The organism is Aquabacterium fontiphilum (assembly GCF_009909205.1).
Classification (GTDB): Bacteria; Pseudomonadota; Gammaproteobacteria; order Burkholderiales; family Burkholderiaceae_C; genus Aquabacterium; species Aquabacterium fontiphilum.
In genome coordinates this window covers 181,398-195,914 of sequence record NZ_JAAAPN010000007.1, presented here as the reverse complement: position 1 = coordinate 195,914, position 14,517 = coordinate 181,398, and the positions used below count along the sequence as shown (strand labels likewise).

15 protein-coding genes and 2 tRNA genes are annotated in these 14,517 nt (G+C 65.1%); 13 read left to right on the top strand and 4 right to left on the bottom strand.

Going from position 1 to position 14,517, the window contains the following annotated elements:
- The first annotated feature begins 1 nt into the window (after position 1).
- From rfbG to GTZ97_RS10205, 5 genes are read left to right on the top strand one after another with little or no spacing between them, the layout of a single operon-like run.
- Positions 2–1,087 (top strand): CDP-glucose 4,6-dehydratase, encoded by a 1,086-nt coding sequence (gene rfbG / locus GTZ97_RS10225; RefSeq protein ID WP_161650479.1) that lies wholly within the window; start codon positions 2–4, stop codon positions 1,085–1,087.
- Positions 1,084–2,421 carry a lipopolysaccharide biosynthesis protein RfbH gene (rfbH, locus tag GTZ97_RS10220; protein ID WP_236651127.1) on the top strand — a complete coding sequence of 446 codons (1,338 nt, stop codon included), beginning with the start codon at positions 1,084–1,086 and terminating at the stop codon, positions 2,419–2,421. The genes rfbG and rfbH overlap by 4 nt, the downstream gene beginning before the upstream one ends.
- A complete protein-coding gene (gene rfbC / locus GTZ97_RS10215) occupies positions 2,421–2,969 on the top strand; it encodes a dTDP-4-dehydrorhamnose 3,5-epimerase (protein ID WP_161650478.1) in 549 nt (182 codons plus the stop codon). Before rfbH ends, rfbC begins: the two co-directional genes overlap by 1 nt.
- Positions 2,962–3,867, top strand: a complete 906-nt coding sequence (locus tag GTZ97_RS10210; protein ID WP_161650477.1) for an NAD-dependent epimerase/dehydratase family protein — start codon at positions 2,962–2,964, stop codon at positions 3,865–3,867. The genes rfbC and GTZ97_RS10210 overlap by 8 nt, the downstream gene beginning before the upstream one ends.
- A complete protein-coding gene (locus GTZ97_RS10205) occupies positions 3,864–4,772 on the top strand; it encodes a hypothetical protein (protein ID WP_161650476.1) in 909 nt (302 codons plus the stop codon). Before GTZ97_RS10210 ends, GTZ97_RS10205 begins: the two co-directional genes overlap by 4 nt.
- Before the next feature lie 13 nt (positions 4,773–4,785).
- Here the strand turns inward: GTZ97_RS10205 and GTZ97_RS10200 are convergent.
- A tRNA-Cys gene (locus GTZ97_RS10200) sits at positions 4,786–4,859 on the bottom strand.
- Between the two features lie 102 nt (positions 4,860–4,961).
- Between GTZ97_RS10200 and GTZ97_RS10195 the strand changes: the two genes are divergently transcribed.
- A complete protein-coding gene (locus tag GTZ97_RS10195; RefSeq protein ID WP_161650475.1) occupies positions 4,962–5,996 on the top strand; it encodes an SDR family oxidoreductase in 1,035 nt (344 codons plus the stop codon).
- On the opposite strand, the gene GTZ97_RS10190 is transcribed toward GTZ97_RS10195, so the two are convergent.
- Complete coding sequence (locus GTZ97_RS10190) at positions 5,997–6,392, bottom strand: sensory rhodopsin transducer (RefSeq protein WP_236651125.1); 396 nt, start codon at positions 6,390–6,392, stop codon at positions 5,997–5,999.
- Between the two features lie 144 nt (positions 6,393–6,536).
- Between GTZ97_RS10190 and GTZ97_RS10185 the strand changes: the two genes are divergently transcribed.
- Positions 6,537–6,989: a CopD family protein gene (locus GTZ97_RS10185; protein WP_161650474.1), complete on the top strand. Its 453-nt coding sequence runs from the start codon at positions 6,537–6,539 to the stop codon at positions 6,987–6,989.
- A gap of 34 nt (positions 6,990–7,023) precedes the next feature.
- On the opposite strand, the gene GTZ97_RS10180 is transcribed toward GTZ97_RS10185, so the two are convergent.
- A complete protein-coding gene (locus GTZ97_RS10180; protein WP_161650473.1) occupies positions 7,024–7,509 on the bottom strand; it encodes a DUF2231 domain-containing protein in 486 nt (161 codons plus the stop codon).
- A 33-nt stretch (positions 7,510–7,542) separates the two neighbouring features.
- On the opposite strand from GTZ97_RS10180, the gene coxB reads away from it, so the two are divergent.
- The 6 genes from coxB to GTZ97_RS10150 are packed head-to-tail and all read left to right on the top strand — an operon-like array spanning position 7,543 to position 14,313.
- Positions 7,543–8,214, top strand: a complete 672-nt coding sequence (gene coxB, locus GTZ97_RS10175) for a cytochrome c oxidase subunit II (protein WP_201748243.1) — start codon at positions 7,543–7,545, stop codon at positions 8,212–8,214.
- On the top strand, positions 8,211–10,751 hold the full coding sequence (ctaD, locus tag GTZ97_RS10170) for a cytochrome c oxidase subunit I (protein WP_161650471.1): 2,541 nt from the start codon (positions 8,211–8,213) through the stop codon (positions 10,749–10,751). Before coxB ends, ctaD begins: the two co-directional genes overlap by 4 nt.
- Entirely contained in the window at positions 10,748–11,110 is a 363-nt protein-coding gene (locus tag GTZ97_RS10165) for a hypothetical protein (protein WP_161650470.1), read from the top strand. The genes ctaD and GTZ97_RS10165 overlap by 4 nt, the downstream gene beginning before the upstream one ends.
- Positions 11,101–11,958, top strand: a complete 858-nt coding sequence (locus GTZ97_RS10160) for a cytochrome c oxidase assembly protein (RefSeq protein WP_161650469.1) — start codon at positions 11,101–11,103, stop codon at positions 11,956–11,958. The genes GTZ97_RS10165 and GTZ97_RS10160 overlap by 10 nt, the downstream gene beginning before the upstream one ends.
- Positions 11,955–13,793: a glycoside hydrolase family 15 protein gene (locus GTZ97_RS10155; RefSeq protein WP_161650468.1), complete on the top strand. Its 1,839-nt coding sequence runs from the start codon at positions 11,955–11,957 to the stop codon at positions 13,791–13,793. Before GTZ97_RS10160 ends, GTZ97_RS10155 begins: the two co-directional genes overlap by 4 nt.
- Positions 13,794–13,839: 46 nt before the next feature.
- Positions 13,840–14,313, top strand: a complete 474-nt coding sequence (locus tag GTZ97_RS10150; protein ID WP_161650467.1) for a DUF4426 domain-containing protein — start codon at positions 13,840–13,842, stop codon at positions 14,311–14,313.
- A gap of 51 nt (positions 14,314–14,364) precedes the next feature.
- Here GTZ97_RS10150 and GTZ97_RS10145 read toward each other — a convergent pair.
- Positions 14,365–14,440 (bottom strand) — tRNA-Gly (locus GTZ97_RS10145).
- Positions 14,441–14,517 lie beyond the last annotated feature (77 nt).

The window sequence follows — 14,517 nt, the reverse complement described above, 5'->3', positions numbered from 1 at the left end:
CATGATCAATGTCAATCCGGCCTTCTGGAAAGGCAAGCGGGTCCTGCTGACCGGTCACACCGGCTTCAAGGGGAGCTGGCTGAGCCTCTGGCTCCAATCCTTAGGGGCTGAGCTGCATGGCCTGGCATTGAATCCTCCAACGTCGCCTGCGCTCTTCGACGAGGCGCACGTTTCTGACGGCATGAACAGTGTGATTGGCGACATTCGGAACCCGGAGGTGGTTGACCGGATGTTCAAAGCCTGTTTGCCGGAAATCGTGATTCACATGGCTGCCCAGCCGCTTGTCAGACATTCATATGCTGAGCCCGTGGAGACGTATGCGACCAACGTGATGGGCACCGTGCATGTCCTGGACGCGGCCCGCCGTTGTGAAAGCGTTCGGGCCATCGTCAACGTGACCACGGACAAATGCTACGACAACCGGGAATGGGTGTGGGGCTACCGCGAAGACGAGCCGATGGGCGGCCGGGACCCATACAGCAATAGCAAAGGCTGCGCCGAACTTGTCACCAGTGCCTACAAGCAATCGTTTCTGGCAAGCCAGGGCATCGCCGTTGCAACGGCCCGAGCCGGCAACGTGATCGGTGGCGGCGACTGGGCGGCCGACCGCCTGCTTCCAGACATTCTCCGTGCGTTTTCGCAACGAGAGCCTGTCCGCATCCGTCATCCACGCGCGATCCGTCCTTGGCAACACGTCATTGAGCCACTTTCGGGCTATCTGGTTCTCGCGGAACGGCTGTACGAGTTCGGCCAGGCGTATGCGGAAGCCTGGAATTTCGGCCCGAGGGACCAAGACGCCCGCCCCGTCATCTGGATCGTGGACAGGGTCGCCCAACTGTGGGGTCCGGATGCGCAATGGCAACAGGACGCAGGCGACCACCCCCATGAAGCCCACTACCTCAAACTGGATGTTTCCAAGGCCGGTGCCCGACTGAACTGGGAGCCGCGGTGGACGCTGGGCACGGCGCTGGAACAGACGACTCAGTGGCACCGAGCATGGATCAACGGCCAGAACATCCGTGGTCTCTGCCTGGATCAGATCGCATCACATCAATCGGTCATGCACCCCATCAAGGACCTCTCATGACAAGTACCCCGATCATGCAGCCAGCGGCTCAGGCCATTCGCGAACAAATCGCCAAGCTGGTTCAGCAGTACGCCGACCTCGCATTCGCGCCGCAGCCTTTTGTTCCAGGCCAGACCCCGGTCCCGGTATCGGGCAAGGTCATTGGCGCACCAGAACTCAAGAACATGGTTGAAGCCAGTCTCGACGGCTGGTTGACGACGGGACGTTTCAACGCCATGTTTGAAGAGCGCCTCGCTCGATTTCTTGGGGTCAAACACCTCATCACGGTCAACTCTGGATCGTCGGCCAACTTGGTGGCCTTCTCCACCCTCACTTCGCCACGCCTGGGCAACCGCGCCATTCAACAAGGCGATGAAGTAATCGGTGTGGCTGCCGGGTTTCCAACGACTGTCAACCCGATCCTGCAATTCGGCGCTGTGCCGGTCTTTGTGGACGTGGATCTGGCGACGCACAACATTGACGCTGGCAAGATCGAGGCAGCCATTTCGCCGCGCACCAAGGCCATCATGCTGGCGCACTCGCTGGGGAACCCGTTCAATCTGGACGTGGTGACGGCGCTGTGCAAGAAGCACAACCTGTGGCTGATCGAGGACTGCTGCGACGCGCTGGGCGCAACCTACCGGGGCCAGATGGTGGGCACGTTCGGTGACATCGGCACGCTGAGCTTCTATCCGGCCCATCACATCACCATGGGTGAAGGTGGCGCCGTGTTCACCAACAACCCCGAACTCAAGCTGATAGCCGAGTCGTTCCGCGACTGGGGTCGCGACTGCTACTGCCCGCCTGGCAAGGACAACACGTGCAACAAGCGCTTTTGCTGGAAGCTGGGCGACCTGCCTGAAGGTTATGACCACAAGTACACCTACAGCCACCTGGGCTACAACTTGAAGATCACAGACATGCAGGCCGCCTGCGCCCTGGCGCAGATGGACAGGCTCGACGAGTTCATCGCCATTCGCCGTGCCAATTTCGCATACCTTAAGGATCGGTTGCGCAGTTGCGAGGCGTTCCTCCATCTTCCTGAGGCCACGCCCCATTCCGATCCCTCATGGTTTGGCTTCCCCGTCGTCCTGAAAGAGACGGCTGGCGTGAAACGGGTCGATCTGCTGAACCACCTGGATCAGAACAAGATCGGTACGCGCCTCTTGTTTGCCGGCAATCTGACACGGCAACCCTACATGGTGGGACGCAACTTCCGCGTCAGCGGCGACCTCACCAACACGGATATCGTCATGAACCAGACGTTCTGGCTCGGGACCTACCCCGGCCTCACGAACGAACACCTGGACTTCATTGCCGAGAAGATCGAAGAATTTCTGGGCGTGAACTTCTGATGTTCACCGTACAGCACAGCGCACTAGCTGGCTGCCTTGAGCTCCAGCCTAAGGTCGTTGAGGACCCGCGTGGCCGCTTCGTCAAGCCGTTCCATGCGGACGAGTTCGCGCGGCTGGGCCTGGCCTCGGCATTCTGCGAGCAGTATTACTCCCACTCCCACCGGGGCGTGATTCGCGGCCTGCATTTTCAGACCCCCCCGCACGACCACGCCAAGCTGGTGTACTGCGTGGCCGGGGAGGTGTTGGATGTGGTGGTGGATATCCGCCAAGGCTCGCCTACCTTCGGACACGTGGCAACCTTCGCGCTCAGTGCAGCCAAGGGCAATGCGGTCTATATTGCGCCAGGTATGGCGCACGGTTTCTGCGTGCTCAGTGAGCAGGCCACTCTGATCTACAACGTGACGAGCGCTTACTCGCCAGCCCATGATGCGGGCATTCTCTGGTCTTCGATCGAACTGGATTGGCCGGTGCACGACCCCGTCGTTTCAGCCCGGGATCAGCAGTTCCCGACTCTGGCATGTTTCGACACGCCGTTTCGCCATGTCTGACACACCCTACGCGCCGCGACGGGTTCTCGTTACTGGTGCCACCGGCTACGTTGGCGGAAGGTTGACACGGCGACTGGTCGAGCAGGGCATCGAAACCCACATCTTGGTCAGAACCTCGTCGCAGCTCGCCACATTCGCCGATATCGAGAACTGCCTAGTCGTGCATTGTTACGACGGCAGCATCAGCAGCATGCAGGCCGCCGTTTCCTCAGCGAAGCCCGAGGTGGTCTTCCACCTGGCCTCGCTCTATCTCGCTCAGCACCGCGCCGAAGACCTGGACAGGCTGGTACAGAGCAACATCCAGATGCCGACACATCTGCTGGAGGCCATGGCCGGTTGCGGCGTCAGATACCTCGTGAACACGGGGACGTCCTGGCAGCATCAGAGCCACGATGAGAATCAGCCTGTGAACCTCTATGCCGCGACCAAGCAAGCGTTTGAGGCCGTCGTCGACTATTACGCAAGCGTCGGCAAGATGAAGGTCAGCACCCTGAAGCTGTTTGACACCTACGGACCAGACGATCCTCGCGGCAAGCTCATCTCACTGCTCTGGAAGACCGCGCTCGCGCAGCAGCCGCTGTACATGTCACCCGGAGAACAGGAAATCGACCTGGTCCATGTCGAAGACGTGGTGGATGCATTTGTGCATACGGCCGGCATGCTGCCTAATCAAGCGCAGGCGCACACCCGGTACGGCCTGTCATCGGGCCAACCAGTACCACTGAAATCTCTGGTCGAAGCGTTTGAGCTTGCCACTGGTTTGACAGTGCCGATCGTTTGGGGGGGGCGTCCTTACCGGGATAGAGAGGTCATGACCACATGGCGCGGGTACAGCCCACTTCCAGGTTGGTTGCCGACTCGACGCTTCGAGACTGCCATCGCCCACACAAGACCATGAGCCCAACGCATAGCACCGCAACCGCCGGACGCCCTCGCCCCGCACGCCCCTATCTGGTGATCATCCGCGCGGGCAGCAACGCGCTGCATTTCGACTGGTCCCTGCCCGCCGACCGCAAGTGGGACCTCGTCACGCTCGCATACGATCCGCGCGTCCTGGAGAACGCAGGCGTCGGTCAGCGAACGTTTGGCGATGCGTTGATCGACAGCTCTGGTTCCCCGTCCAAGTTCCATGGCTTGTCTCGCTTCTTTGCCGAGCGTCCTGAAACCGAGGATTACCGTGCGGTGATGATGCCCGACGACGACCTGCTGTTCGAGCCCGCACGCATCAATGAACTGTTCGAGGTCTTCACGGCCTCGGGTGCAGCAGTGGGACAGCCGGCTCTGACGCCAGACTCGTTTGTGTCTCACCTCGTCACGGTTCAGCACCACGCTTTCAGCTATCGATACACGAACTTTGTCGAGGTGATGACGCCGATGATGGACGCTTGGGCGCTACGCGAGTTTCTGCCCACATTCACTATCAACAAATCATCGTGGGGGATGGACTTGTTATGGGCGAAGCGTTGTGCCGACGCAGGGCGAAGGCAGGTCATCATCGACCAGACGCCGGTCAAACACACCCGTCCGGTAGGAGGCGGCGGTCTGTACGCCGCGCTGGGAGTGGACCCGCATGCCGAGATGGCCGAGTTGATGGCTCAACACGCCATTCCGCCTTTCCAGGGAATGGTCCTCGGCGGGAAGCTTGCAGCTGGTTATCCCCGTCCTTGGTCGGGACTGCTCATCGAGAGCTTCCTACGCGGCGCAGATCGGTTTTCAACAGAGCATCCTTCTTTCAAGAAGATGCTAAAAGCGTCATTACCGCATCTGCTGACACGCCCTGAAGAAGACCCGTCCGCCAGATAAAGAGCGGAGGGAGTGGAGGCGCGGGCCGGAGTCGAACCGACCTACACGGATTTGCAATCCGGTGCATAACCGCTTTGCTACCGCGCCTCAGGTGCCAACGCGACCTGCGTCAGCGCGCTGATTATGAACGAAGTTGCACGCGCGTGCTGAGCGGCACGCGATGGGCATGTGCCTTGCCGCATGGCGGCCATGAATCAGCCCACCACCACCCGCAGCAACCCTTCATCCGACGCGACCGCCCCTCCTGTGGTCGTCATCACTGGCGCATCTGGCGGAATCGGCCGTGCCACGGCATGCGTGTTCGCCAAGCATGGCTGGCGGGTCGCCCTTCTGGCGCGCGGCGCCGACGGCTTGGAGGGCGCACGCCGGGATGTGCTGGCGCTCGGCGGGCAGGCGCTGGTTGTGCAGGCCGACGTGGCGGACGAGCACCAGGTTGAAGCTGCCGCCTCGCGCGTCGAAGCCGCCTGGGGCCACATCGATGTGTGGGTCAACAATGCCATGGCGACGGTGTTTGCCGAGGCGGCGACCGTGGACCCGGCCGATTTCCGGCGCGCCACCGAGGTAAGTTACCTGGGCGTGGTGTGGGGCACACTGGCCGCGCTGCGACGCATGTCGCGCCGCGGTCGAGGCTGCATCGTGCAGGTGGGCTCGGCGCTGGCCTACCGCTCCATCCCGCTGCAGGCGGCCTACTGCGGCGCCAAGTCTGCCGTGCGCGGCTTCACGGATTCGTTGCGTTGCGAGCTCGAGCACCATCACAGCCCGATCAGGCTCACCATGGTGCACCTGTCGGCCTTCAACACCCCGCAGTTCGACTGGGGCCGCTCCAATCTGCGCCGACGGGCCCGCCCGATGGGCAAGGTCTTCCAGCCAGAACTCGCCGCGCGAGCCATCTACCATGCCGCTCGCCGCCCCCGGCGTGAGTGGTGGGTGGGCTGGCCTGCCCTGCAGGCCGCACTGGGCCAGCGGGTGATCCCTGGCTGGCTGGACACCTATCTGGCACGCACAGCGGTCAGCGGCCAGCAGACGAACGAGCCCGTGCCCGATGAACGCGAAGACAACCTGTGGCGCCCGGTAGCCGGAGACCACGGCGCCCGCGGACGCTTCTCGGCCGAGGCGCGTAACAGCAGTCTGCAACACTGGCTGAGTGTTCGACGAGGGCCAGTATGGTTGGCCATCGCAGCCGCCGCATTGGCGGGCGGCGTGGGCGCAGGGCTGCTCACCTGATCAGGCGGGAAACGCGATCGTGCTCAGCAAGGCCAGCGCAGGCTGACGGGAGTCCAGCCGCGTGTGCTGGACCACCACCGGCACATTGGCGATCAGCACACACGCGTAATCCGTGTCACGCGGGATGGGCTCGGGGTCCCAGAGGTCATTGAACCGAAGGTGCAAGGTACGCCGAGCAGGCACCACCACGCGATAAGGCCCCACGGGTTCGCGCTTGGCGAAGTACACCGTGATCTCGACATGCGCGTCGCGGTCGCCGGTGTTGAGAATGCAGGCAGCCTCGTGGCTTTCCAGCGCGCGACTCTGGTGGCCGTCACCCGAGGGGATGTAGCCCTCGGGAATGGCCCAGCGGGTATGCCCCAAAGCCATCTGGGGGATCGGCGTGGCGATGCTCATGGTTTCTCAGGCGGGGAGATGGTGCTGGCCCAAACGGGCAAGACGCGTTCCCGCAGCGGCTCGGGAACAAGGTTTGCCCACAGCCGGGGCGTCCAGCGCATGTCGCGCTGCCTCTCCCCTCTTGCTGCCCCACTCATCTGTCACATGCTCTGGATCAAGACCCTGCATCTTGCCGCCCTGCTGGTGTGGTGTGCCGCACTGCTTGGCGTGGTGGCGGCCCTGTCCTCCCACGCCCCCGATGCCGCGCACACCGCCAAAACGTCCCGATCGACCCCGTTTCATGACGAAGGCGCCACGCCCGTCCTGCCACACGGGGGCCTGCGCCAGATGTTCATGCTGATGGCCACACCTGCTGCCTTGATGGGCATTGCCGCAGGCACGGCGCTGTTTCCGTGGGTGCCGGTCACCGAAGGCTGGCTGGCAGCCAAGCTGATGGTGGTGGCCGTGCTGGCGGGCTGCCACCTGCTGGCTGGCTGGGCCATTCTGAGGCGGGAGGCGGATCAGCCGGTCTCGCCGGTTGCCATCACGGCCTTGGCCGGGCTCGCGCTGTCTGCCATGCTGCTCACTCTGTGGCTGGTGTTGGCCAAGCCCGCGTGAAGGGCCAAGGATGGCGCATCGCGGCTGCACGCTCTCATCGGCTCGTCACCACCCCCACCGCCTGCTCGTAGACCAGCCGCCCTCCCAGCATGCTGGCCAGCCCGACGAGCGCGGCCGCCAGCACGCTGAGCAAGACGGCCAGCCACAGTGGCTCTTCCGCAGGGCCGGCCAACCAGCGCCAGTACCAACTCAAGGTCGCGATCGACAGCATCATCACAGCCGCCACGCCATGACATGCGGCCGTCACCAGATTGCGGATGCGCCGGGTCAGCATCCAGTCGGCCGTGCCGACGGCGCCGGCCACCCAACCACCAGCGGCCCCCACGCCAGCCAGCCACAGCGCCGCACGCTGCCAAAACCCGTCGCCTGTCAGCCAGTGACCCAAGTCGGCCCCCAGGACAGCCAACAGCATCGCCACTGGAAAGTGCACCAGCATCGGATGCAGCGGGTGGCCGGCCAGGCGCACACGACTGTGGATGGGGTCGAGCACCTGGGCGGTCGGGGCGGGCCTGTCGGTCATGTGGCGTGTCCTCGGATAGGGGGGTGGATGGGGATGGCAGCGCTGCTGCCGTGGTTGAGCGCCTGCACGGGACCGCAGTCCATCGTCGACCCCGCCGGTCCCGCAGCCCGCACGATCGCGACGCTGTGGTGGGCCATGCTGATCTACGCCACCGTGTCCCTGCTGGTGGTTGCCCTGCTGTGGTGGCGCGGCCTGCGCCGCAGGGACGCGGCGCCGCGCCTGGGCTCCCCCGGGGCCACGCGATGGATTCTGCTGGGCGGGGTCGTCTGGCCCACAGCGAGCGTTGCCGTGCTCCTGGCATTCGGCATGCCTGCGGGGCATCGCATTCAGGCCCTGCCCGTGCCGGATGGCACGCCTCACCTTACGGTGGATGTTTACGCTCGCCAATGGTCATGGACCGTGCGCTACCCAGGCCACACCATCACCTTGACCGACGAATTGCGCATGCCGGCCGGTGTGCCGGTCGATGTGCGCGTGCATTCGGAGGACGTCATCCACAGCTTCTGGGTGCCGCGGCTGCAAGGCAAGGTGGACGCCATCCCCGGCCGCGTCAACGTTCTGCGCCTTCAGGCGGATGCACCCGGCGAACTGCGCGGGCAGTGTGCCGAGTTTTGCGGATTGGACCACGCCCGCATGGTGCTGCGCGTGATCGTGATGACACCCGATGACTTCAACCAGTGGCTCAAGGACCACCCACGCCCATGACACGCGACGTCGCCGCCTTGCACGATGAGATGAACCGCATTTGGGCCAATCCCCACGGCTGGCGGGCACTGTCCATCGTCAACCACAGCAGCATCGGCATCCGGTTCATGCTCACCGGCGCGGTGTTTTTCCTGCTGGCTGGCCTGATGGCCATGCTGATGCGCGCGCAGCTGGCCCGCCCCGAAGCGCAGGTGCTCAACGCCGAGGTCTACAACCAGCTGTTCACCATGCACGGCAGCGTGATGATGTTCCTGTTCGCGGTGCCCATGCTGCAGGGGTTGGCTGCCTACCTGATCCCCAAGATGATCGGCGCGCGCGACCTCGTCTTCCCACGCCTGAGCGCCCTGGGTTATTGGGCCTATCTCTTCGGCGGGCTCATCCTGCTGTCCAGTCTCGTGCTGGCGGTGGCACCCGACACCGGCTGGTTCATGTACGTGCCGCTCAGCAGCCAGCCTTACAGCCCGGGGCCCAACGCCGATTTCTGGCTGCTGGGCATCACCTTCGTGGAGGTGGCCACGATGGCGTCGGCCATCGAGATGGTGGTCTCCATCCTGCGCACACGTGCGTCGGGCATGAGCCTGCCCCGCATGCCCATCTTCGCCTGGTACATGCTGGTCACCTCGCTCATGATCATCGTGGGGTTCCCGCCGCTCATCCTGGGCAGCATCCTGCTCGAGCTCGAACGTGCGGCGGGCTGGTCGTTCTTCGATGTGACCCGCGGCGGTGATCCGGTGCTGTGGCAACACCTGTTCTGGCTTTTCGGCCACCCCGAGGTCTACATCATCTTCCTGCCCGCAGCGGGCATCGTGTCCACCGTGCTGCCCGCTCACGTCCGCCACCCGCTCGTGGGCTACCTCTGGGCGGTGGTGGCCGTCATCACCACCGGCTTCATCAGCTTCGGCCTGTGGGTGCACCACATGTTCACCATTGGCCTGCCGCATCTGGCGCAGGCCTTTTTCTCTGCGGCCAGCATGCTGGTGGCCGTGCCCACGGGTATCCAGGTCTTCATCTGGCTGGCCACGCTGTGGTCAGGCCGACCACAACGCACGCTGCCCATGCTGTGGCTCACGGGCTTCCTGCTGATCTTCGTCGCCGGCGGGTTGACGGGCGTGATGCTCGCGCTCGTGCCCTTCGACTGGCAGGTTCACGACACCCACTTCGTCGTCGCCCACATGCACTACGTGCTGGTCGGCGGCATGCTGTTTCCCCTGGTAGCGGGTCTGTACCACTGGTTCCCCCTGTTCACCGGCCGCATGCCCCTGCCGCGGCTGGGGCAGTGGGCCTTCTGGCTCACCTTCGTCGGCTTCAACGGCACTTTCCTGATCATGCACTGGACGGGCCTGCTTGGCATGCCGCGCCGCGTCTACACCTACGCCAGTGGGCTTGGCTGGGACACCCCCAATCTCATCTCTTCGGTGTTCGGCTTTGTCATGGCGGCCGGCATCGGGATGATCTGCATCCACCTTTACCTGTCGCTGCGCCATGGCCGCCAGGCCGATGCCAACCCCTGGCAGGCCGACACACTGGAGTGGGCCTGCCCGCTGCCGCCCCCGGCCTACAACTTCGCCAGCCTGCCCGAGGTGCGCACCCGACACCCGATGTGGGACGAGCCAGGACTGGCCTCGGCCATCGCACGCGGCGATGCCGCCCTGCCCCGCGCCGACCACGGTCGCCGCGAAACACTCGGCAGCGACCCGGTCAGTGGCGACACCCGCGAGGTCATCCACCTGCCAGGCAACAGCTTCCTGCCGTTGTTGTTGGGCTTGGCCCTCACGGGCATCTGCCTGTCGCTGCTGCTCAAGGCCTACCTGGGTGCTGTCGTCGCCACGCTGGCCGCCCTGGCGGTCGGCATGCGGTGGGCCTGGGTGAACGGCGCCCACCCCGGCGCGGCCAGCGAAACACACGGCTTGCCCGAAGGCCTCGCGTTGCATTCGCGCACCTGCGACGGGCCTGGGCTGTGGGGGGTGGGCATGACGCTGCTGGCTGACGGCGCACTGTATGCCTCACTGGCGTTCGGCTGGCTGTATCTGTGGGCAGTCGCGCCGGCCTCTGCACTGGGGGACCTGCCAGCGCCGCTGACGGCCAGAGTGGACCCCGCCGCCATACCCTCCACCATCTGGCCCGCCGCCATCGCGCTGGTCGCCGCAACGGTCGGGTGGCGCCTCATGGCGACCGCGGCAACCCGCCTGTGCCAGGGACAGGCACAGCACATCGCCCGGCGGCTGTTTGCCGCTGGCGCGTTGGGCGGCCTGGCGGCCGCCGGTCTGATCGGCTGGGCATGGATGACACCGTTGGCGCCGCGTCAGCATGCCCATGACGCCGTGCTGTGTGTGTTTCTGGCATTCGTGCTGCTGCATCTGATCATCGCGGCCATCGGCAGCGTGCTGCTGGGCTGGCGTGTGGCCCACCGCTTCGTCAGCCCCCATGCGCCCTACGAACCGTTGGTCCACCTCCAATGGTGGCGCTTCACCGTGGCCACGCTGTGGTGCAGCGTGGCCCTGACATGCGTGCTGCCGGTCTTATGGGGGCGCCCGTGAGAGACACCATGACGCGCTGGCAGCGGCCCACACACCCGCTTCAACTGATCTGGGGGCTGCTTATCTGGAGTGCCTGGTTCGTGCTGATCTATGCAGCCCAGGCGCTGAGCTGCACCCGCCCCACTGCGCACGCGCTCAGTGGCATCACCGCCCTCAACGGCATGCTGCTGATCGCGGGGCTGGTGCTGGCCGCCGCCCTGGTGGCCCTCATGTGGCGCTGCGTGCGCGCCACCCGGGTCCCCCGACTGCCCGCCACCGAGCGTTTCATCGCGCTGGCCGCAGCCGTATTGCACGGCAGCGCGGCGTTTTCCGTGCTGTTCGTGGCCGTGCCACTGTGGAGCCTGCCTCCATGCCTGTGACCCGCGCCCGGCCGTTCGCAGCCCTTCTTGCCCGCGCGTGGACACTGCTCGCTGCGGTCGCCATCGCGCCAAACCACGCGCATGCCCACGCGCCCGCCGCCGTCGGGACGTCGGGCGACTGGGCCGTTCCCTTGAGCTGGACACTCTATGCGGCGGCATGGGGCCTGTATCTGAGCGGCGCGTTGCGCACTGCGCCCGACCCGCGCGCCCGCGCCGCATTCCACGGCGGCATGCTGCTGACTGGCCTGGCCGTCTTCGGTCCCATTGATGCCGCTGCAGCCGACAGCACCGCCATGCACATGGTGCAGCACATGCTGCTCATCACGGTGGTGGCGCCCCTGCTCGTGCTCGCGCGGCCACTTCCCCAGTGGCGGGCAGGCCTTGCAGGGCCCCTGCGTCCAGCCATGGACCGCGCCATGCGCCCGATGTTGCGCAGCCTGCGACGGCCGATGCTGTGGGCCTTGCTGCATGGCGCCGCCCTGTGGCTGTGGCATCTGCCAGGCCCGTACACCGCAGCCCTTCAGCACGAAGGGCTGCACGCCCTGGAACACGCCTGCTTTCTGCTCAGCGCCTGGGCCTTCTGGTGGACCGTGCTGCGCGCGCCCGCCCCACAGCGCCCCCTTGCACTGATGGGCCTGCTGTTCACACTGATGCACACCGGCTTTCTCGGAGCGGTGCTGGTCTTCGCGGCCCGTCCGCTTTACTTCGCTGAAACCCGCTCGCTGGCCGACCAGCAACTGGCTGGACTCCTCATGTGGGCCCCCGGCGGAATCGTCTACATCGCCGCCGCGGCCTGGGTCGCGCGCCATTGGTTGACACACGCACACACCGAGAGGGTCCGCGCATGAGCACATCTCCACCGACGCTCTACCCGCCCATCGAGTCCTATGGCTTCCTCAGCGACGGCTCGGCATGCGCCCTGGTGAGCCGTGACGGATCGATCGACTGGTGCTGCATGCCACACATGTCGGACGACCCCAGCTTTGGCCGCTTGCTGGATTGGCAACGCGGCGGACACTGCCTGCTCGCGCCCCATCCTGACACCGTGGTTCAGACCCGCCGCGACTATGCCGACGACACCCTGGTCTTGCATACCCGCCATGTCACCCGCACAGGCCGCACTGAACTGACGGACTTCCTCGCAGCGCCGCCGCACCGCCCCGTCCCCCATCCCCGGTGCCTGGCCCGCAGGTTGCGCTGCACCGTCGGCGAAATCGACGCCGTGATCGAGGTGGCCCCCCGGTTCGACTTCGGCGAGATCATGCCCTCGGTAGATGACTGTGGCGCGACCGATGGCGGGCTGTATACGGCCTACGGCAGCAACAAGGGACTGCTGATCTGCTGCGATGTTCCGCTCGCCTGGTGTCCTGACCGCCAAATGCTGCATGCCCGCGTGCCGTTGAAGGCGGGCGAGCAGATCCGCCTGAGCTTGCGCTTCGTCGATCCGGCAGAGTTGGCGCCTCACGCCCCCGCGCATCCTGATCGGCCAGACGGCGTCGACCGCGCGCTGCGGCGCACCTTGGCATGGTGGCGCACCTGGGCGCGCCGCAACGGGGACCGCCACGAGCTGGACCGACAAACCCACCGCTCGGCCTTGATCATCAAGGGGCTCATTCACGCCCGCACGGGCGCCATGGCCGCGGCCGCCACCACCTCCCTGCCGGAGACGCCTGGCGGGGAACGCAACTGGGACTACCGCTACAGCTGGGTGCGCGACTCCGCGCTGGCGGTGCGTGCGCTTCACCTGTTGGGCTTCGAGCACGAAGCCGGTCGTTTCAACGACTTTACCGAACGCAGCGCGGCCGGCAGCGCCGAGCAGTTGCAGATCATGTACGGGCTGGACGGAAAACGGCGCTTGAGCGAGATCTGCCTGGACTGGCTGGACGGCTACCGCGGCGCCCGTCCCGTGCGAGTGGGCAACCTGGCAGCCCGCCAGACCCAGCACGACATTTATGGCAGTCTGCTGGAAGTGGCGGCGGTCTGGCACAGCGCCACCCAGCCCATCCGCCCAGCTTACTGGTCCTTCCTCGTCAGTGTGGTCGACCTGGCTTGCCAACGTTGGACGGAGCCGGATCATGGCATCTGGGAGTTTCGGGACAACCCCCAACACTTCGTGCACTCCAAGGTCATGTGCTGGGTGGCCATCGATCGAGGCCTGCAACTCGCCGCGCGGCATGGCCTGCAAGCTCCTGAGGCACGCTGGCGCGAGGCGGCCCAGGCCATCCGCGACGAGATCGACCGCAGAGGCTATAACACGCAGGCAGGCCACTTCGTGCAGGCCTTTGACGAGCCGCACCTCGATGCCGCCTTGCTGCTGCTGCCACATTTCGGCTACATCGACGCGTGCGACCCGCGCATGGTGCGCACCACCGACGCCATCCATGCGCGCCTCGGACGCAAAGGACTGCTGCTGCGCTACGACCGCGCCGACGGGCTCGATGAACCCGAGGGAGCCTTTCTGCCCTGCACGTTCTGGCTCGCAGAATGCCTGGCGCTGCAAGGGCGCAAGCAGGAGGCGCAGCAGGTCTACCGCCGCGCGCTGGCCTGCGCCAACGACCTGGGCCTTTTCTCGGAGGAGTACGCCGTCAGCGATGGACACATGCTGGGCAACTTCCCCCAGGCCCTGACGCACCTCGCACAGATCACGGCACGCTTGGTACTGGACGACATGGGCGAAGCCTGACCGGCACGGCGATTGCCCCTTGTGGAGCTTAACCAGGAGGATCGCCATGCACCAAACCTTCTCTTGCTTGAAGCGGCCACTGTGGTTGGCGATTGCGCTTGGCGCCTATGTGTCGCAAGCACAGGCCCAGGCACATGTCGAGACCCAGGGGGCCTACACCCTTCGCGTCTCCACAGTGGCGTCCACGCAGATACCGGAAGCGCAGGCGCGCGCTGCCGGCATCACACGCGCGCCTGACAAGGCACTGCTCAACGTGGTGGTGCAGCACCGAGTCTCTGCTGAGACCACACGCACCGTCGAAGCGAAGGTCGTTGCCCAGGTCGTCTCGCTCACAGGCAGAGCTCAGGAAGTGGCAATGCAGGCCAACCGTGAAAACGACCATGTCTCTTACCTCGGTCTGTACACGGTGGTGCCAAACGAGGTCGTCGACATCAGCGTGACAGCAACCCCGACGGACGCCGGCAAGCCCCTGACAGTACGCTTTCGAGAAAAAATGGCCCCGGCCGCAAAGTCGGACTGAGGCCAGAAACGACAAAGCCCCGGCCGGTCAGGCAGGGGCTTTGAGCAAATCTGGAGCGGGAAACGAGGCTCGAACTCGCGACCTCAACCTTGGCAAGGTTGCGCTCTACCAACTGAGCTATTCCCGCATTGTCTTCGCCTGCCGCAGATGCTCTGGCATGACTGCCTGCTTTGCTGCGTGGATCACTGCTTGGTGTCAGTGATC